This window comes from Bradyrhizobium sp. USDA 4541, assembly GCF_024171085.1.
GTDB lineage: Bacteria > Pseudomonadota > Alphaproteobacteria > Rhizobiales > Xanthobacteraceae > Bradyrhizobium > Bradyrhizobium australafricanum.
In genome coordinates this window covers 5,436,871-5,455,927 of the sequence record NZ_JALJZF010000001.1, presented here as the reverse complement: position 1 = coordinate 5,455,927, position 19,057 = coordinate 5,436,871, and the positions used below count along the sequence as shown (strand labels likewise).

The 19,057-nt window shown below is 65.4% G+C and carries 15 protein-coding genes; 7 read left to right on the top strand and 8 right to left on the bottom strand.

Annotated elements, in window-relative coordinates; genetic code table 11:
* Positions 1 to 4: 4 nt before the first annotated feature.
* From J2R80_RS25810 to J2R80_RS25795, 4 genes are all read right to left on the bottom strand, one after another.
* The gene (locus J2R80_RS25810; RefSeq protein ID WP_028336455.1) at positions 5 to 304 is read right to left on the bottom strand and encodes an acylphosphatase; all 300 of its coding nucleotides are present in this window, start codon (positions 302 to 304) and stop codon (positions 5 to 7) included.
* A complete protein-coding gene (locus J2R80_RS25805; protein WP_229193311.1) occupies positions 301 to 1,167 on the bottom strand; it encodes an oxaloacetate decarboxylase in 867 nt (288 codons plus the stop codon). The genes J2R80_RS25810 and J2R80_RS25805 overlap by 4 nt, the downstream gene beginning before the upstream one ends.
* 120 nt (positions 1,168 to 1,287) lie before the next feature.
* Positions 1,288 to 3,303 carry an acetyl/propionyl/methylcrotonyl-CoA carboxylase subunit alpha gene (locus J2R80_RS25800; RefSeq protein ID WP_253639670.1) on the bottom strand — a complete coding sequence of 672 codons (2,016 nt, stop codon included), beginning with the start codon at positions 3,301 to 3,303 and terminating at the stop codon, positions 1,288 to 1,290.
* A gap of 197 nt (positions 3,304 to 3,500) precedes the next feature.
* Complete coding sequence (locus J2R80_RS25795) at positions 3,501 to 3,707, bottom strand: hypothetical protein (RefSeq protein ID WP_016840474.1); 207 nt, start codon at positions 3,705 to 3,707, stop codon at positions 3,501 to 3,503.
* 341 nt (positions 3,708 to 4,048) lie between these two features.
* Here J2R80_RS25795 and J2R80_RS25790 point away from each other — a divergent pair, with 341 nt between their 5' ends.
* On the top strand, positions 4,049 to 4,828 hold the full coding sequence (locus J2R80_RS25790) for a thermonuclease family protein (RefSeq protein WP_057017048.1): 780 nt from the start codon (positions 4,049 to 4,051) through the stop codon (positions 4,826 to 4,828).
* Between the two features lie 174 nt (positions 4,829 to 5,002).
* Positions 5,003 to 7,471: a PAS domain-containing protein gene (locus tag J2R80_RS25785; RefSeq protein ID WP_057017047.1), complete on the top strand. Its 2,469-nt coding sequence runs from the start codon at positions 5,003 to 5,005 to the stop codon at positions 7,469 to 7,471.
* Positions 7,472 to 7,490: 19 nt separating this feature from the next.
* Here J2R80_RS25785 and J2R80_RS25780 read toward each other — a convergent pair whose 3' ends face one another.
* The 4 genes from J2R80_RS25780 to J2R80_RS25765 all read right to left on the bottom strand — a co-directional run bounded on the left by J2R80_RS25780 (position 7,491) and on the right by J2R80_RS25765 (position 11,745).
* Complete coding sequence (locus J2R80_RS25780; RefSeq protein WP_016840471.1) at positions 7,491 to 7,787, bottom strand: septal ring lytic transglycosylase RlpA family protein; 297 nt, start codon at positions 7,785 to 7,787, stop codon at positions 7,491 to 7,493.
* 105 nt (positions 7,788 to 7,892) lie between these two features.
* The gene (locus J2R80_RS25775) at positions 7,893 to 8,342 is read right to left on the bottom strand and encodes a PPC domain-containing DNA-binding protein (protein WP_253639669.1); all 450 of its coding nucleotides are present in this window, start codon (positions 8,340 to 8,342) and stop codon (positions 7,893 to 7,895) included.
* 81 nt (positions 8,343 to 8,423) lie between these two features.
* Positions 8,424 to 11,126, bottom strand: coding sequence for an EAL domain-containing protein (locus J2R80_RS25770; protein WP_253639668.1), 2,703 nt, complete (start codon positions 11,124 to 11,126; stop codon positions 8,424 to 8,426).
* 124 nt (positions 11,127 to 11,250) lie between these two features.
* Positions 11,251 to 11,745 carry an ArsI/CadI family heavy metal resistance metalloenzyme gene (locus J2R80_RS25765; protein ID WP_229191878.1) on the bottom strand — a complete coding sequence of 165 codons (495 nt, stop codon included), beginning with the start codon at positions 11,743 to 11,745 and terminating at the stop codon, positions 11,251 to 11,253.
* Between the two features lie 94 nt (positions 11,746 to 11,839).
* On the opposite strand from J2R80_RS25765, the gene J2R80_RS25760 reads away from it, so the two are divergent.
* The 5 genes from J2R80_RS25760 (at position 11,840) to J2R80_RS25740 (ending at position 19,042) form a co-directional block, all read left to right on the top strand.
* Positions 11,840 to 12,067 carry a hypothetical protein gene (locus J2R80_RS25760; RefSeq protein WP_076831245.1) on the top strand — a complete coding sequence of 76 codons (228 nt, stop codon included), beginning with the start codon at positions 11,840 to 11,842 and terminating at the stop codon, positions 12,065 to 12,067.
* 92 nt (positions 12,068 to 12,159) lie between these two features.
* Positions 12,160 to 12,510: a hypothetical protein gene (locus J2R80_RS25755; protein WP_253639667.1), complete on the top strand. Its 351-nt coding sequence runs from the start codon at positions 12,160 to 12,162 to the stop codon at positions 12,508 to 12,510.
* Between the two features lie 113 nt (positions 12,511 to 12,623).
* Positions 12,624 to 13,844: an efflux RND transporter periplasmic adaptor subunit gene (locus J2R80_RS25750; protein ID WP_253639666.1), complete on the top strand. Its 1,221-nt coding sequence runs from the start codon at positions 12,624 to 12,626 to the stop codon at positions 13,842 to 13,844.
* Positions 13,837 to 17,061, top strand: a complete 3,225-nt coding sequence (locus J2R80_RS25745) for an efflux RND transporter permease subunit (RefSeq protein ID WP_253639665.1) — start codon at positions 13,837 to 13,839, stop codon at positions 17,059 to 17,061. The genes J2R80_RS25750 and J2R80_RS25745 overlap by 8 nt, the downstream gene beginning before the upstream one ends.
* Before the next feature lie 139 nt (positions 17,062 to 17,200).
* The gene (locus J2R80_RS25740; RefSeq protein ID WP_253639664.1) at positions 17,201 to 19,042 is read left to right on the top strand and encodes an alkaline phosphatase family protein; all 1,842 of its coding nucleotides are present in this window, start codon (positions 17,201 to 17,203) and stop codon (positions 19,040 to 19,042) included.
* Positions 19,043 to 19,057 lie beyond the last annotated feature (15 nt).

Below are 19,057 nucleotides of genomic sequence, written 5' to 3'. Positions count from 1 at the left end.
CGCTTCAGATCGTGGGCAGGACCGAGAACCGCTCCCCTGCCCGGCGCTGGTTCAAAAGATCGGAATTGCCAGATGCGGCGTGCACGGCAGCGACGCGCGCCGAGAACGGACCGCGGCCACATGCCGTGATCATTTCAGTGACGACGTCGTCGGGACCGGCGAATACCGCCTCGACGCTGCCGTCGCGGCGGTTGCGGACCCAGCCTTCGAGGCCGCGTGCGTTTGCCTGCTCGTCGACCCAGGCGCGATAGCCGACACCCTGGACGCGGCCGCTGATGGTGACGTGGCGGATCACGCCGCTCATTTCTTCAGACCGAGGAACTCGCCGCTGCGCGCCTTGGTCTCCGCCTCGCGCATGACGCGGCCGGTCAGTTCGGACGAGGCGATACCCTTGAGGTTCTTCGGCGAGGTGCCTTCGCGCAGCGCCTTCAGCGTCTCGTAGACGGCCTGGGTTGCGGCCGCGAATGGCGCGTGGCCTTGCAGCGCGATCCTGACGCGCCGGCTTGCCAGATAGTCGAGCGCGGTCATCTCCTCCGGCGCGCCGCCGAGCACGATCGGCAGCGTCGTCGCGGCCGAGAGCGCCTCCAACTCGCCACGCGATTTGATGCCGGTGAAGAACAAGCCATCGACGCCGACCGCCTCATAGGCCCTGGCGCGTGCGATCGCATCGTCGAGACCGGTGATCGAAACGGCACCGGTCCGGCCCAGGATGACGAGCGACGGATCGCTGCGGCCGTCAAGCGCCGCCTTCATCTTGCCGACGCCTTCCTCCAGCGAGATCAGCTGGGTCTTGGCCTGGCCGAACACCTGCGGCAGCAGCGTGTCCTCGATGGTGAGGCCGGCCGCGCCGGCGGCCTCCACCTCCTGAACCGTGCGGCGGACATTGAGCGCGTTGCCGTAACCGTGGTCGGCATCGACCAGCACCGGCAGCGTCGACGCACGCGACATGCGGCGTATCTGCTCGGCGAATTCGGTCAGCGTGATCAGCGCAATATCGGGATCGCCGAGCACGGCGAGCGACGCCACCGAGCCGCCGAACATGCCGAGCTCGAAGCCGAGATCCTCCGCAATCCGGATCGAGGTCGCGTCATAGACCGAGCCCGGGCGGATGCAGGTCGATCCGGTGAGAATCGATCGCAGGGCTTCGCGGCGTTTGCGGAAGGCCATTTGCTATGTCCCATTCTCCGTCATTCCGGGGCGGTGCGAAGGATCGAACCCGGAATCTCATCTCGCTCTCAATCTCGAGATTCCGGGTTCGCGCGTACCGCGCGCCCCGGAATGACGATGCTAAGCGAACTCCAGGATCAGCGCGTCGACCGCGAGCGTGGCGCCGGCGGCGGCGTGGATCTTCTTGACCGTGCCGTCACGCTCGGCGCGCAGCACGTTCTGCATCTTCATGGCTTCGACCACCGCCAGGGTCTCGCCGGCCTTGATCTCCTGCCCCTCGGTCACCGCGATCGACACCACGAGACCAGGCATCGGGCACAGCAACTTCTTGCCGGTGTCGGCGGCCGAGACCACCGGCATCAACCGCGCCGAGGTCGCCTCGGTCTCGGTGAAAACATAGACCGGGATCTCAAAACCCTGATGCGCGAGGCGGAAGCCGTTGTTGATCGCCCGCACCTGCACGGCGACGAAGTTGCCGTCGATGGTGCCCTGCCAAACCGGATCGCCCGGCACCCAGCCCGACACCAGATTGTGCGGATTGCCAGGGAGCCCGTCGGCGGCAATGAAGCGCACCGCGATGGCGTCACCCTCGCGGGCGACATCGAGCGCGATCTCGGCGCGGTCGAGCCACACCGCGCGGCGGCGCTCGCGCAGCACCACGCGGCCGCCCATCTGGCCGGAGATCTGCCGCTTGCGCTCGCCCAGCACGTGGTCGATGGCGGCGCCGACCGCAGCCAGCCGCCGCGCGAACTCGCCCTCGGGTGCGTGCGCCGAAAATCCCTTGGGGAACTCTTCCGCAATGAAGCCGGTCGACAGCCGGCCCTCGCGCCAGCGCGGATGGTTCATCAAGGCCGACAGGAACGGAATGTTGTGCCGGATGCCGTCGACATAGAAGGCGTCGAGCGCGGTCGCCTGCGCCTCGATCGCCGCGGCGCGCGACGGGGCGTGGGTGACGAGCTTGGCGATCATCGGATCGTAATGGATCGAAATCTCGCCGCCTTCCTGCACGCCGGTGTCGTTGCGGATCGTGATGCCGTCATGGCTGGCCTCGGCCGGCGGACGGTATTTCACCAGGCGCCCGATCGACGGCAGGAAGTTGCGGAACGGATCCTCGGCATAGACGCGGGATTCCACCGCCCAGCCGGTCAGCGTCACGTCCTTCTGCGCGATCGCGAGCTTCTCGCCGGCGGCGACGCGGATCATCTGCTCGACGAGATCGATGCCGGTGATCAATTCGGTGACGGGATGCTCGACCTGCAGGCGGGTGTTCATCTCCAGGAAGTAGAAGCTCTTGTCCTGGCCGGCGACGAATTCCACGGTGCCGGCCGAATCGTAGTTCACGGCCTTCGCCAGCGCGACGGCCTGCTCGCCCATCTTGCGGCGGGTGGTCTCGTCGAGCAGCGGCGACGGCGCCTCCTCGATGACCTTCTGGTTGCGGCGCTGGATCGAGCACTCGCGCTCGCCGAGATAGATCACATTGCCATGCTTGTCGCCGAGCACCTGGATCTCGATGTGCCGGGGATCGACGATGAATTTCTCGATGAAGACGCGGTCGTCGCCGAACGACGACTTCGCCTCGGCCTTGGCGAGGTTGAAGCCTTCGGCGACCTCCGCCTTCGACTGCGCGATGCGCATGCCCTTGCCGCCGCCGCCGGCGGAGGCCTTGATCATCACGGGGTAGCCGATCTCGTCGGCGATCTGGACGGCGTGCTTGTCGTCCTCGATGACCCCGAGATGACCCGGCACGGTCGAAACCTTCGCCTTCGCCGCGGCCTTCTTGGATTCGATCTTGTCGCCCATCGCGGCGATGGCGCCGGGGTTCGGACCGATGAAGACGATGCCGGCGGCTTCCAGCGCGCGCGGAAACGCCTCGCGCTCGGACAGGAAGCCGTAACCGGGATGCACCGCCTGCGCGCCGGTCTTGCGGCAGGCCTCGACGATCTTGTCGATCAAAAGATAGCTCTCGGCCGCGGCGGGCGGTCCGATCAGCACGGCCTCATCGGCCATCTCGACATGCAGCGCGTCGCGGTCGGCCTCGGAATAGACGGCGACCGTCTCAATCCCCATACGGCGCGCAGTCTTGATGACCCGGCAGGCGATCTCGCCGCGGTTGGCGATCAGGATTCGTTTGAACATGCTCTTCTTGCTTGGGCTTTTTCGGACTTCGAATTGTCCATTTGGCAGGATTCCTCCCCGCGCAATCTGGCACGGGCGATTGGGCGTAACCACTCCGTTGGTACAGCAAATTGCCCCGGAGGCAACGGTCTAATGCAGACCCTGCCCACTGCCCGGCCAGTCCAAGGTCAGTCCTCGGCGGTAGCCCGATCGGTATTTCAGCCCGAATAGGTCTTGAAGCGGCCACGCGAATGAGCCTTCGCGACGGCCTTCATTAGCTCGCTGACCTCGTTCTCCAGGAATTCATTGGCCACGATCAGCGCCCGGATGGTGGCGCGCAAATTCCCGCCGCAGGCGGAAATGGCCTGATCGACAGCGGCTTCCAGCCCGTCATCGTCGTCAGATTCGGGCCGTGCAGACATCATGGGGTATCCGGGATTCAGGTGGCGCATCATGTTCCTATTTTGTTCTCATCAAGTCAATTGGATCTTTGATCGGGCGCGGCCTCCTGGGCCGTCTTTCTCTTCTGCCGCCAGCGCGCGAAGCATTGCAGGCTCCAAATGCCGGTGACGATTTCGGCGGAGGACGTTGATAACGAAACTCGCCCATGCGCATCCCTTCAATGGCAATGTCCGGCCGTTCTGCGCCACGGAATGCCGATCGGGATGTGACGGTTCGCACGCCCCGCTCGCGAACAGTCCTTGGTTGGATCGTACCGGCTTGTGCTAGAAGTTCGGCTGCCCGCCAAAGATCTGAAGTTGAGAAAATGCGGTTTCGAAATCCGGTCGCCACGACGCTTCTCCTGGCCTTCCTGTCTGCAACCACCAGCCCGACTGCAACCGCAGGCCCCACGGCCACTGCGGTCATCAAGGACGCCGGCACCGTTCAGCTCGGCAACACGACCTATCGGCTCGACGGCATCGACGCGCCGGCGGTCGATCAGCTCTGCATCGACGAGCACGCCGACGCTTGGACTTGCGGGATCGAGGCGCGCGACCAGCTGACCAGGCTGATCGGCGGCAAGCCAATTCATTGCGACGATATCGGCGTCGATCCGACCTTCAAGAAGCGCCGCCTCGGCGTCTGCAAGATCGAGGGCGACCCGACCAGCCTCAGCCAGGTGCTGGTCCAGAAGGGCTATGCTCTCAATGTCGAGGGGTCGGCCACTGGCCGATTCAAGCCGGATGAAGCCACCGCCAAGGACAATCGTGCCGGGCTCTGGAAGGGCTGCTTCGTGGCGCCACGCGATTTTCGTACGGCCAGGAAGGACGGCGCCCTGCTCGGCAACGCCTGCCCCGCCGACCGCGACCAGCAGATCCGCAACGCGCTCTTCCCCGACGACCTGCCGATGCCGGCCAGCTGCAACATCAAGGGCAAGTACGCCGTGCGGGCCCGCGTCACCGGCAATGTCGGCATCTACCACCTGCAGGCGTGCCGCAGTTATCCGGGCCTCGGCAATCCGGATCGCTGGTTCTGCTCCGAGGAGGATGCACAGGCCGCCGGGTTCCGCCGGGCCTATAATTGCCGGCCGCCCAAGAGCAAATGAAGAGCTCGTGGATTGCATCGTCATTCCGGGGCGCGAAGCGAACCCGGAATCTCGAGATTCCGGGTTCGACGCTTCGCATCGCCCCGGAATGACTCAGCCTAACGATTGCCGTAAATCAAGCTGGCAAAGCCGCCGCGTCCTGTGTGAGACTGCACCGAGAGGTTGCCGGCGCGTATGACCCCATCCGATCCCGCTGATGTGCTTCCCGAAGCTGCGGCAGCCGAACGGCTGCGGCAGCATCTTGAGGAGATCGCGCGCGAACGCGATCGCGCCCATCGCGAGCTCCAGGAGCGCGAAGCGGAGCTGGCGCGGATCCAGCGCATCGCGCGGGTCGGCGGACTCGAGATCGATTTCCGCGACGGCGTGCGCAACCGCCGCTCTCCCGAATATCTCCTGGTGCATGGGCTGCCGCCCGAAGAGATCAACGAGACCTATGAGAACTGGGTCGCGCGCATCCACCCCGAGGATCGCGAGCGCACGATCCGGCACCTGTTCGGCGTGCTCAAGGCCGGCGGCGAAGACTACACGGCCGAATACCGCATCATCCGCCCGAACGACGGCGAGAGCCGCTGGATCCGCGTCGTCGCCAAGATCGAGCGCGACCGCAGCGGCCGTGCGCTGCGGCTGGTCGGCGCCGATCTCGACGTCACCGATCAGATGCTGGCACAGGAGACCCTGCGCGAGAGCGAAGAGCGCTTCCGCCTGATCGCCGACAGCGCGCCGGTGCCGATCTGGGTGACCAAGCTCGACCGCACCCGCTCCTTTGCCAACCAGGCCTATCTCGACTTCCTTGGACTGCCGTTCGAGGAAGCGATCGTGTTCGACTGGCGCAAGGCGCTGCATCCGGATGACCTGCCGCAAATCCTGCAGGAGCAGATCACCGGCGAGCTCTCGCTGAAGCCATTCGTGCTCGAGGCCCGCTATCGGAACGCCGCAGGCGATTGGCGCTGGCTGCGCTCGGAATCGCAGCCGCGCTGGGACCCGAACGGCAAGCACATCGGCTTCATCGGCGTCGCCCACGACATCACCGCGGCCAAGGAAGCCGAGATCGAGCTGCGCAAGCTCAACGAGTCGCTTGAGCGGCGCATCCTGGAGCGCACCGCGCAGCTCGAATCCCGTGAAGCGCAGACGCGCGCGATCCTGGAAACCAGCCATCAATACCAGATGCTGCTCAACCGCGATGGCGGCTTGCTCTACACCAACCAGACGGCGCTGGCCGGCATCTGTACCGATGCCGCCGACGTCGTCGGCAAGCCGTTCTGGGACACGCCGTGGTTCGCCGCGACCGAGGGCATGCCGCGCGTGATCCAGAATGCCTTCGCGACCGTGATGCGCGGCGAGGAAGTCAAGATCGAGATGCAGCTGCGCCTGCCGATCGGCGAGCGCTATTTCGATTTCGCGATGCGGCCGCTGCAGGACCAGCACGGCACCATCGTCGGCGCCGTTCCGGAGGCCGTCGATATCACCGAACGGCGCCGCGGCGAGGAAGCCCTGCGGCAATCGCAGAAGATGGAAGCCGTCGGCCAACTCACCGGCGGCGTCGCGCACGATTTCAACAACCTGCTCACCATCATCCGCTCCGCGACCGACTTCCTGCGCCGCCGCGATCTGCCGGATGACCGGCGCCGCCGCTATATCGATGCGATCTCCGAGACCGTGGAGCGGGCCTCCAAGCTCACCGCCCAGCTATTGGCATTTGCGCGCAGGCAACCGCTCAATCCGGAAGTGTTCAATGTCGGCACGCAGGTCGACAGCGTGACGCAGCTGATCCGCCCGCTGGTCGGCGCGCGGATCCACATCGAGGTCAGGATCGAGGATCCCGACTGCTTTGCGATCGCCGACATCGGCCAGTTCGAGACCGCGCTACTCAATCTCGCGGTCAACGCCCGCGATGCCATGAGCGGCGAAGGCCAGCTGACGATCGGCGTCCGGAAGGTCAAGAATATCCCTGCCCTGCGCGCCCAGGCCTCGCGCAGCGGCGATTTCGTCACGGTCTCGATCCAGGACACCGGCACCGGCATCTCGCCGGAAAACCTCGACGCGATCTTCGAGCCGTTCTTCACGACCAAGGAGGTCGGCAAGGGAACGGGTCTCGGATTGAGCCAGGCCTTCGGCTTCGTCAAGCAATCCGATGGAGACATCGAGGTCACCTCTACGCCCGGGCACGGTGCGACCTTCACCATCTATCTGCCGCACGCGATGCGCCCGGCGGACGCCAAGGTCGCCGCCAGCGCGGGCACCGAGCAGGCTTCGATCGGCCGCGGCTATCGCGTCCTCGTGGTGGAGGACAACGACGATGTCGGCCAGTTCTCCACCGAGCTGCTCGAGGATCTCGGCTATTCGGTCAAGCGCGCGGCCAATGCCAATGCCGCGCTCTCGATCCTCTCGGAGAACGAGTTCTCCGCCGACTTGGTGTTCTCCGACGTGATCATGCCGGGCATGAACGGCGTCGAGCTCGCCGGAATCATCCGCGATCGCTTTCCTGGACTGCCGGTGGTGCTGACCAGCGGCTACAGCAACGTGCTCGCCGAGAACGCGCACAGCGGCTTCGAGCTGATCCAGAAACCCTATTCGGTCGAGGCGCTGTCACGGACGCTCCGCAAGGCGATCGCCGAACAGCGGGCGACTGCTTCCAGGCCCTGATCCTGCCGCCGGCCGCGGTCTACTGGATCACGACATGGGCGACGCCGAGCTGAAGGATGCCGAGCGCGCGGGCAGCCGTGGTCGACACATCGATGATCCGTCCACGAACGAACGGGCCCCGGTCGTTGACGCGGCACCGGATCGATTTTCCCAGATACGAGACGGTGATCATGCTGCCGAATGGCCGCTTGCGATGCGCGCAGGTCATCTCGCCACTCCTGCCGATGCCACGATAATAGGACGCAAGGCCACTCTCTGCGTTTGCCATGCACGAGGCAAACAGCAGCATGGCCGCGGACGTTGCTGCGGTTTTCATTGATCGCCTGCCGGTCGAGCCCCGCAAGGGAACGCGGTTCCACGGGTTCGGTTCCGCGCCTCGGCGTAGGCAGGTCGATTTTTAGGAACTTTTCGGAGGAAAGCGTCAGGCGGTCGCGGCTGGATCGATCAGGGCAATGCCGAGCTCGGGCTGCTTCCGCCGGCGAAGTCTGGCGGGGGCTTCGGTGACCACAACCTCCAGTGTCGGCCGAACGATGCCGGCAAGCAGATGGCCGCCACGCGTCGATCCATCCGACAGTCCGAGCACGATGTGAATATGCAGGCTGGCCTTGCCGTCGTCGCCGGTCGCGATATCGCCGATCGCGCACAGCACCTCGCATTGCTCGTTGATCTCGATCTTCCGATAGCTCTTGGATGCGAAATCGAACCAGCCGACGGTTGCCCGCTCGAACGCGCCGATCGCGGTGAGCGATGCCGCCGTCACCTTGGCATCATTGGCAAACTTCGTCAGCGCGCCGAACGCTTCCTCGCCGCTATCGAGCACGACGACGTGAACCTGCGCGCTGGGCGCGTCGGACACGAGCTTGCTTTTCATGGACCGCCTCGCCTCTCAAGAGCTTCCACTCTCAATCGGAGACGGCGACGATTGTTCCTGACGGACCGGATCGGCAGGCGCTCAGGCGGCGACGCGATCGGCCGCGAGCAGCGTCCGCAGGTCCCGCGCAGGAACCGGCCTGCTGAACAGGTAGCCCTGCATCTGCGTGCAGCCGAGCATCTGCACGGTGTCGCGCTGCTGATCGGTCTCGACGCCCTCGGCAGTGGTGATCATGTTGCGGTCGGCTGCGATCGAGACCACGGCGCGGATGATCGAGGCCGAGCCACTGTTGCGGGTCACTTCCTTGACGAAGCTGCGGTCGATCTTGATCTTGTCGAACGGGAAGCGTTGCAGATATTGCAGCGACGAGTATCCGGTGCCGAAATCGTCGAGCGCGATGTGGACACCGAGCGCGCGGAGCTGGCCGAGCGTGACCAGCGCCGCATCGTCGTCGGCGATCAGCACCGCCTCGGTGATCTCGAGCTCGAGCCGGCGCGGATCGAGCCCGCTCTCGGCAAGTGCATTCGCAATCTTCAGCGCCAGCGTCTCCGACTTGAACTGGATCGGCGAGACGTTGACCGCGACGCGCACATGCGCCGGCCAGGCTGCCGCCTCGGTGCAGGCGGTGCGCAGCACCCACTGCCCGATCTCCTCGATCAGCCCGGTCTCCTCGGCAACCGGTATGAACTCCGCCGGCGAGATCATGCCGCGCACGGGATGCCGCCAGCGCAGCAACGCCTCGCAGCCGGTCACCTCGTCGCTGCGCAGGTCGACCAGCGGCTGGTAGTGCAGCTCGAAGCCGCCCTCGGCCAGCGCGATACGCAAATCGGCCTCCAGCGCGCGGCGCAGATTGGCCTGCGCCTCCATCGCCGGATCGAAGAAGCGATGGGTCCTGCGGCCCGCCGCCTTGGCGGCGTACATCGCAAGGTCGGCACATTTGAGCAGGCGGAACAGATCGGAGCCGTGACGCGGGGCGATCGCAATGCCGATGCTGGCGTCGCTCGACAAATGATGGCCGAGGCAGTCGAACGGCGTGCGCAGCGACTGATAGATGCGTGCGACCAGGTCGCCGACGTCGTCGTCCGAGGTGATGTCGTGCTGGACGATCGCGAACTCGTCGCCGCCGAGCCGCGCGATGAAGTCGTTCGACCCGACCGACTGGCGCAACTTCTCGGCGACGCGCCGCAGAAACTCATCGCCGATCAGATGGCCCAGCGTGTCGTTGATCCGCTTGAACTCGTCGATATCGATGTAATGGATGGCGAACTCGCGCGTGGCGGCCTCGAGCAGCAGCCCCTCCGCGTGGCGCTGGAACAGCGTCCGGTTTGGCAGATTGGTCAGCGCATCGTAATGCGCGAGATACTCGATCCGCGCTTGCGCACGCCGCCCGTCGGTGACGTCTTCGAGCGTGGTGGCCCAGCCGCCGTCGGGCGCACGCTTGTAGATCAGGCGGATGCTGCGACCGTCCGGCGTCGTGATCACGGAATCCCGGACCTCATCACCCCTGGGATTGGTGAAGCGGGCACAGTACTCGTCGACGTCGCCGACAAACGAGCCGATCGCCTGGCGATGCAGGATCAGGTCGCGCAGATGGCAGCCCGGCCTCGCGACATCAGGCGAGAGGCCGAACATGTCGATATATTGCTGGTTGCAGATCACAAGCCGCGCCGAGGCGTCGAACAGCAGCAGCCCCTGCGTCATGGTGTTGATGGCGGTGTCGAGGTGCTGGCTCTTCTCGGACAGCCTGCGGCTTGCCGCATCGTGCTGCCGCTGCAGCTGGCGGACGATCAGGAAGACCGCGAAGCTGATGATCAGTACCGCCAACACGGCTGCGCAAAATTGCAGTTTGGTCTGAATGCGCCAGTCCTCCAGCGCGCTCGATGTTTTCGTGGTAGCGAGGATCAGGATTGGAAAATGCGACAGCGATCTGACCGCACCGACGTTCTCCTCGCCTGAAGCGCCAACGAACCGTCCCGAGGTGTTGCCGCCAAAGCTGATGACCTTCTGGAACACCGGCAGATTGATGATGTTGCGACCGATCACGCCGGCATCCTGCGGATAGCGTGCGATGATGGTGCCGTCGCGGTGGATCATCGAAATCACGGTGTCGCCGCTCAGCGCCAGCGAGGCGACGAAATCCTCGAAATGGCTTGGCTCGACGCCGCGGCTCGCGAAGCCGATGATCTCGCCGTTGCGCCCGGTGATCTTGCGCGCAAAGATCGTGGTCCAGTTGCCGGTCACCTTGCTCATTGCGGGCTCGACGATGACAGGAGACGTTGGCCGTCCCGAAGTGAACTCCTGGAAATAGCGCCGGTCCGCAACGCTGATGTCGGGCACCGGCCACATCTCGGATGAGTTGATCAGCCATCCCTTGGCGTTGAACAGATTGAGCCCGCCGACATGCGGCAGCGCCGCCAGCCGCGTGCGCAGCATCTCGTGCGCGCTCAGGAGTGACATGTTCTTTTCGAACTGATCGGCGGTCTCGACCTGCTCGGCCCGCAGGTAATTCACGATGTCGTCGTGGACATGCTGGAGATCTGTAAGCTGCTGATCGAAATGCCGCGACAGCAGCAGCGCAGTGTTGTTGAGCTCGCGCTCGGACATCTCCAGCGCGCGCTCGCGAAACTGCAGCGCGAGATAGCCGGTGCCAAGCGTGATGGCGAGCACCAGCAGCGCGGCGCTCAAGACGAGCCACTGGATCGCGCCCATCCTGCTGGCGCGCAACACACCCTTGATCGACAGCCGCCGGTATTCCGGCACGCTGCTCGTTGAGACAACCGACATTTTCCTGCCCTTGTGGATGCCCTTGTACGGGAACACAACCCAAGGGGTGGTTAGGAAAATCAGTTATCGGACGGTTAAGGCCAACGTGGACTCGCGCAGAGCCGGCCACTCGGCCGCTCCATACTCACGAGCTGCCGCAAGCCGAAGCCTCGGGCGGCGCGGCCTTGGGCTGTGGGGCGCAACACGCGCTCTGTTTGTCTTCCTGCTTCTCGTGCGCGACACGCGCGGTCCGCTCGCCGGTGCCGTCGCCATAGACGATGCTCTCACCGGTCGTGTGGAACGTCTCCCAGGCGATCCCCGCGGGATCGTCGATCCACGACTTCTCGGACTTGGCATAGCAGCACACCGTCTGGCCCTGCTCGATGACCTCGCCGCCGGCCTTGCGCAGCCGTCCGTACACCTCGCCGAGCTCTTCAGCGCTCTCGACCTGAATGCCGAGATGGTCGAGGCCCGGGTCGCGGCCGCGGCTCGAGATCGCGAAGTTGACGCGGGGATCGTCGAGCATCCATTTGGCATAGTCTGATTTCACGACTGTCGGCTCGGCCCCGAACAGCGCCGAGTAGAAGCCGACCGATTGCGGGATATCCTTGACCGCGACGTGAACATGCATGCGCTTCATGGGGCAGTCCTTTCAGGGCGGCGACGCTGGATGGATATTCCATCCCAAGCATGATCAGATATCAACAGCGTTACAACAGGAGTTCTGCTGCGGAATGGATGCGCTGACGCTGTTCGGATTATTCGCCGTGACCATGATGCTCGTCTGCTATGCGGCCGAAGATCGCAGCCCCTGGTTCATCCTGGCCTTCGCTGTCTCCTGCGCGCTCGGCTCGGCCTACGGTTTCCTGCAGGGCGCCTGGCCGTTCGGCCTCGTCGAAGCGATCTGGGCGGTCGTCGCGGCGCGCCGATGGCTGCTGCGCCGAACCGCAGACCGCGCGTAACGTTATAGTATCCACGGCCAATCTGTCGCGGACCCGAACTTGAATGCGCGCTAGCACGGCGCTAAGTAGGACCCATGGACGCTTCGTGCACCATGATTCAGCCTTCTCCTCACGCAACGGGATCGCGCCGCTGGCGCAGCCTGCTTGCGGGACTGATTTCGCTTGCGCTGGTGCTGTCGTTCTTCCACGGCTGGACCTCCGACGGCGATGCCGACGCGGCTCCCGGCTTCTCGATCGCGCAGTCGATCAACGACGCCGGCAGCAAGGCTCCGGCGCATCCCGCCTCGCCTCACAGCGACCATTGCCTGACGCACGTCGCCTCCGTGGCTCCGCAGGAGGCCGCGTTCCCGATCGCCTATGCGCCGCACAGCTACGGCGACACCAACATCGGGCTGCCGGCTTCGGCCGATCGCCGCTCGCCCTTCAAGCCACCCCGCGCCTGATCCGGTCGACATGACCGGCTGTGCGCTGCTGCCATTCGGCAGCGCGCACCCTTCCGCACAGATCGATGTCACGACAGCGCAGGGCCATCGGCCTGCGCTGCGGAGAGGCGCATATGAAACGGGTTGTTCTATTTTTCGCCGGCGTGGCCGCCGGCATTGCACTGGTCGTTGTGGCGGCCGGATGGATCGGCTGGCCGGTCAGGTTCCCGGCCGCGACGCAGGAGACTGCGACGACAGACGCAAAGACCGAGGCCCGGCACGAGGCCCCCGGGCATATCGAGCTGAGCGAAGACCAGGTTCGCGAAGCCGGCATCACGTTCGCGCAAGCCAGCGGCGGCATGCTGAAGCGGCATTTCCTCGCGCCGGGATCGCTGATCCCCGATGCGGATCATATCGGCCGGGTCTCGGTGCGCGTGCTTGCGACGGTCACAGAACTGCGCAAGCGTCTCGGCGACGTCGTCGAGAAGGGCGAGATCGTCGCCGCGATCGAAAGCCGCGAGGTGGCCGACGCCAAGAGCGAATACCTCGCCGCACGGCTCACCAACGATCTGCAGCAGACCCTCTACGTGCGGCAGAAGACGCTGGTCGAGACCCGCATCGTGTCGGAAAACGAGTTCCTGCGCACGCGGCTGACCGCGAACGATGCCCAGATCAAGCTCGACGGCGCCCGGCAGAAGCTATTTGCGCTTGGTCTCTCGGAAAGCGAGATCGCCGACCTGCCGAACCAGCCCCCGGAGAGCCTGCGGACGCAGTTCTTGCGCGCGCCGATCAGCGGCCGGGTGTCCGAGCGGCGCGTCGATCTCGGCGGATTGATCGGGCGCGAGGGCCAGGAGAGCGAGCTCTATGTCATCGTCAATCTCGACGACATCTGGGTCGACCTCGCGGTCTCACCCGAAGACATCGGCGCGGTCCGCGAAGGTGTTTCGGTGAAAATCCGCGCCATCGGCACCGAAGATGAAGCCAATGCCGGTGTGATCTTCGTCAGCCCCCTGCTCGACCGCGAGACCCGCAAGGCGCGCGTGATCGCGACCATGCCCAACAAGGACCACCGCTGGAAGCCGGGTACCTTTGTCACCGCCGAGGTCCCGCTGTCAGGCGCGCCGTCGACCGTGATCGTCTCGAAGAAGGCGCTTCAAACCATCAAGGGAACGCCGACCGTGTTCGTGCGCGATGCCGACGGCTTCGAGGCGAGATCGGTGCGGACCGGCCGCGAAGACGACGACGATATCGAGATCGTTGCCGGCCTCGCGGCCGGCGAGACCATCGCGGTGCAGAACACCTTCACGCTGAAGGCGGAGTTCGAGAAGGACGAGGCGGAGCACGACCATGATTGAGCGCATCATTGGTCTTGCGATCCGGCGGCGCTGGGTGGTCGTCACATTGACGGCGATCCTGATGGTCCTCGGCGGCCTTGCATTGACGAAGCTGCCGATCGACGCGGTGCCCGACATCACCAACAAGCAGGTCCAGATCAACACCGTGGCCCCGGCGCTGTCGCCGGCCGAAATCGAGAAGCAGATCACCTTCCCGATCGAGACGGCCCTGGCCGGCGCGCCCGGCCTCGAGAGCACGCGCTCGCTCTCCCGTAACGGCTTCTCGCAGATCACGGCAGTGTTCAGCGAGGCCACCGACATCTATTTCGCCCGCCAGCAGGTCGGCGAGCGCCTGACCGAAGTCCGCGCGCGCCTGCCGCAAGGCATTGAGCCGCGGATCGGCCCGACCTCGACCGGCCTTGGCGAAATCTACATGTGGACCGTCCATTACTCTGGCCAAAAGGTGCAGACCGACGGCGCGCCGGGCCTGCAAAGCGACGGCCGCTTCCTGACGGCGGACGGTCAGATGCTGCAGAGCGAGGTCGAGAAGGACGCGTATCTGCGCACGGTGCAGGACTGGATCATCAAGCCGCAGATCAAGATGGTGCCTGGTGTCGCCGGCGTCGATACGATCGGCGGATACCTCAAGCAGTATCAGGTCCATCCCGATGCGGCGAAGCTGATTGCGCTCGGTCTCACCTTCGCCGACGTTGCCAAGGCGATCGAGACCAACAATGTCAGCCGCGGTGCGCGCTATATCGAGCGCAACGGCGAAGGCTTCGTCGTGCGCTCCGGCGGCCGGCTCGAAAACATCGACGAGCTCGGCGCCGTCGTCGTCACCACCCGCGGCGGCGTCCCGGTACGGATCCGCGACCTCGCCACGCTTTCGATCGGCGGCGAGACGCGCACCGGCAGCGCCAGCGAGAACGGCCGCGAGGTCGTGGTCGGCACCGCGCTGATGCTGATCGGCGCCAACAGCCGCACCGTGTCGGCCGCGGTCGACGCCAAACTGCGGACAATCATGCCGTCCTTGCCGGCCGGCATCGAGGTCAAGACGGTGCTGGATCGCACCCAGCTGGTCGATGCAACGATCGGCACCGTGGCGCGCAACCTCAGCGAAGGCGCATTGCTCGTGATCGCCGTGCTGTTCGTGCTGCTCGGCAATTTCCGCGCGGCATTGATCACGGCGATGGTGATCCCGGTCGCGATGCTGATGACCGCGATCGGCATGTGGCAAGGCCGGATCAGCGCCAATCTGATGAGCCTTGGCGCGCTGGATTTCGGCCTGATCGTCGACGGCGCCGTGATCATCACCGAAAACAGCCTGCGTCACCTCGCCGAGAAGCAGCATGCGCTCGGCCGCGTGCTGACGCGCGATGAACGGCTGGCGACGGTGCGGGCCTCCGCGGTGGAAATGGTGCAGCCGAGCCTCTACGGCCAGGCCATCATCCTCTTGGTCTATGTGCCACTGCTGACCTTCACCGGCGTCGAAGGCAAGATGTTCGAGCCGATGGCGCTGACCGTGATCCTTGCGCTCGCGGCCGCCTTCGTGCTGTCGCTGACATTGGTTCCGGCGCTGATCGCGATCGGCATCACCGGCCGCGTGCAGGAGCAGGAAAACCGGCTCGTTGCCGCCCTGAAGCGCTGCTACAGCCCGCTGCTCCGGCGCGCGGTTGCAACGCCTGTGCCGGTCATCGCGGTGGCGGTCGTGCTGTTCGCGACCGCCCTGTTCGGGTTCCTCCGCCTCGGCCAGGAGTTCATCCCCTCGCTCGACGAGAAGAACATCGCCATGCACGCGCTCAGGATTCCGAGCACGGCGCTGTCACAGTCGCAGGCGATGCAGCTGTCGGTCGAGAAGGCCGTCAGCCGCTTTCCGCAGGTGTCGTTCGTCTTCTCCAAGACCGGCACCGCGGAGGTGGCGAGCGATCCGATGCCGCCGAATGCGTCCGACACCTTCATCATCCTGAAACCGCGCGAGCAGTGGCCGGACCCATCGCTGACCAAGGAACAACTGATCGAGGACATCTCGAAGGCGGTCGGCTGGCTGCCCGGCAACGTCTATGAGTTCACCCAGCCGATCCAGATGCGCTTCAACGAGCTGCTCGCCGGCGTTCGCGGCGACATCGCGGTCAAGGTGTTCGGTGACGAGTTCGGGCCGATGCAGAAAGCTGCCAACCAGATTGCCTCGGCGCTGCGCAGCGTGCGCGGCGCGACCGACGTCAAGGTCGAACAGGCCGGCGGCCTGCCCGTGCTCGAGATCAAGGTCGACAAGGCGGCGATCGCCCGGCGCGGCCTCAGCGTTTCGGCCGTGCAGGACGTGATCGGTGCCGCGGTCGGCGGTCAGGATGCCGGTGTTGTGTACGAAGGCGATCGCAGCTTCGACATCGTGGTGCGATTGCCGGAGAGCGTGCGCTCCGATCTCGAGGCGCTGAGCAATTTGCCGGTCGCATTGCCGAAGGCAACGCCGAGCTCGCCGGTGCAGAGCCTGCCGCTCAACCGCGTCGCCCAGTTCTCCTTCACCGAGGGGCCGAACCAGATCAGCCGCGAGAACGGCAAGCGCCGCATCGTGGTGACAGCCAATGTTCGCGGCCGCGATCTCGGCTCGGTGGTCGAGGAAGCCCAGGCAAGAGTCACGCAATCGGTGCAGCTGCCGCCGGGCTATTGGATGACCTGGGGCGGCCAATCCGAGAACCTCGCCGCGGCGCGCCAGCGCCTGGCCGTCGTGGTGCCGGCGTGTTTTGCGATGATCTTCCTGTTGCTGCTGGCGGCGATGGGCTCGGCCCGCGATGCCCTGCTGGTGTTCAGCGCGGTGCCGCTGGCGCTCACCGGCGGCATCGCCGCACTTTGGCTGCGCGGCATGCCGTTCTCGATCTCAGCGGCGGTCGGCTTCATCGCGCTGTCGGGCGTTGCGGTGCTGAACGGGCTCGTGAAGCTGAGCTTCATCCGGCAGTTGCGCGAGCGCGGCGTGCCGATGCGGGAAGCCATCGAGCAAGGCGCCCTCACCCGCTTCCGCCCCGTGGTGATGACCGCCTTGGTGGCCTCGCTCGGCTTCGTGCCGATGGCGTTCGCCACCGGCACCGGTGCTGAGGTGCAGAAGCCGCTCGCCACCGTCGTGATCGGCGGCCTGATCAGCGCGACCCTGCTGACGCTCGCCGTGCTGCCGGCGCTCTATGCCCGGTACGGGCATGCCGGCAGCGCTGCGCGCAATGAGAGAACCGCGATTCAGCCTGCGGAATGACGGTGTGTTGACCGGCGTCCTGCGGGAAAAATCCGGCCGTTACAGCGCCGAGCAAGCGCTGTAACATTTCTGTCATATGGCAAAACTAAACGAAGGCTGCGGCGGGCTGCCGCGGGGCTTCATCAGGGGGAACAGCAATATGCGTCGTGCCATTACCTTACTGTCCGCGAGCATAATCGCGCTTTCGGCGGGCGCCGCCTCGGCGCAGAACGCCAAGCCCCGCAACCTCATCCTGTTCGTCCCGGACGGCCTGCGTGGCGGCATCGTGACGCCGCAGACGGCGCCTGCGATGGCGGAAATCCGCGACAAGGGCGTCAACTTCAAGAATTCGCACTCGCTGTTCCCGACCTTCACGATGGCGAACAGCTCGGCGCTGTCGACCGGCCATTATCTCGGCGACACCGGCACCTTCTCCAACACGATCTATACCGGCTACACCTCGGCGCCGGCGGGCGACACCGTGGTCCCCTTCATCGAGAACGACGCGGTGCTCGCCGATGTCGACGATCACTTCAACGGCGACTACCTCAACGAGGAGACGCTGCTAAAGATGGCCCGCGGCCAGGGTTTCAGCACCGCCGCCATCGGCAAGGTCGGCCCGACCCTGCTGTTCGACCACACCGATCGCGGCAAGAACACGATCGTGGTCGACGATTCCACCGGCGGCAAGACCGGCGTGCCGCTCTCCGACGAGATGAAGGACGCGCTGACCAAAGCGGGCCTGCCGCTCGCCACGCCGAGCCGCGGCGACAATGCCAAGGCGGGCGACGCCAAGACACCCGGCACGACGGTCGCCAACGTGACGCAGCAGGCCTACATGGCCGACGTCGCGACCAAGGTCGTGCTGCCGATGTTCAAGGCGCGCAACAAGCCGTTCGTGCTGGTGTTCTGGTCGCGCGATCCGGACGGCAGCCAGCACAACACCGGCGACAGCCTCAACAGCATCACCCCCGGCATCAACGGCCCGACCTCGATGGCCGGCATCAGGAATGCCGACAACAACCTCGCCCAGCTGCGCAAGGCGCTCGACGAGCTCGGGCTTTCCGCCGACACCAACATCATGGTCTCCTCCGACCACGGCTTCTCGACGATCTCGAAGGAGAGCAAGACCAGCCCCTCGGCCAAGATCGCCTACAGCGACACGCCGCAGGATTTCCTGCCGATGGGCTTTGTGGCGATCGACCTCGCCAAGGCGCTGGACCTGCCGCTGTTCGACCCCAACGACAAGAACGCCAAGGTCGCCGACAACGCCCACACGAAGGCCGGCAACGGCGTGCTCGGCCAGGATCCGGCCAAGCCTGACGTCGTGATCGCGACCAATGGCGGCTCGGATCTGATCTATCTGCCGAACCGCGACAAGAAGCTCGCCGACCGCGTCATCAAGGCGCTGCTCGAGCAGGACTATGTCAGCGGCCTGTTTGTCGACGACAAGCTCGGCACCTTCCCCGGCACGCTCCCGATGTCGAACCTCAATCTGAAGGGCAAGGCGGTGACGCCGAACCCGTCGATCGTGGTCAATTTCCGCTCCTGGTCGAGCGGTTGCGAGATCCCGACCAACTGCTCGGTGCAGATCGCCGACACCGTGCTGCGCCAGGGCCAGGGCATGCATGGCAGCTTCAGCCGCGGCGACACCTTCAACTTCACTGCGGCGATCGGCCCCGACTTCAAGGCGGGCTATGTCGATCCGCTACCGGTCAGCAACGCCGATGTCGGCATGACCGCCGCCCAGCTGCTCGGCCTGCGCGCGCCGAACAATGGCGGGCTGATCGGCCGAGTGATGTCGGAGGCGCTGCCGAACGGCATCGTGCCGAAGATGGTCGAGGGCACCATCATGTCGAAGAAGCCGTCGGCCAACGGCCTGCGCACCGTGTTGAAATTCCAGCGAGTGCTCTCGACCCGCTATTTCGACGTCGCCGGGTTTCCGGGGCGGACGCTCGGACTCGAGGAAACCGGCGGCAAACAGAAAACGGCGGGGAAGTAATCCCCGCCGTTTTCG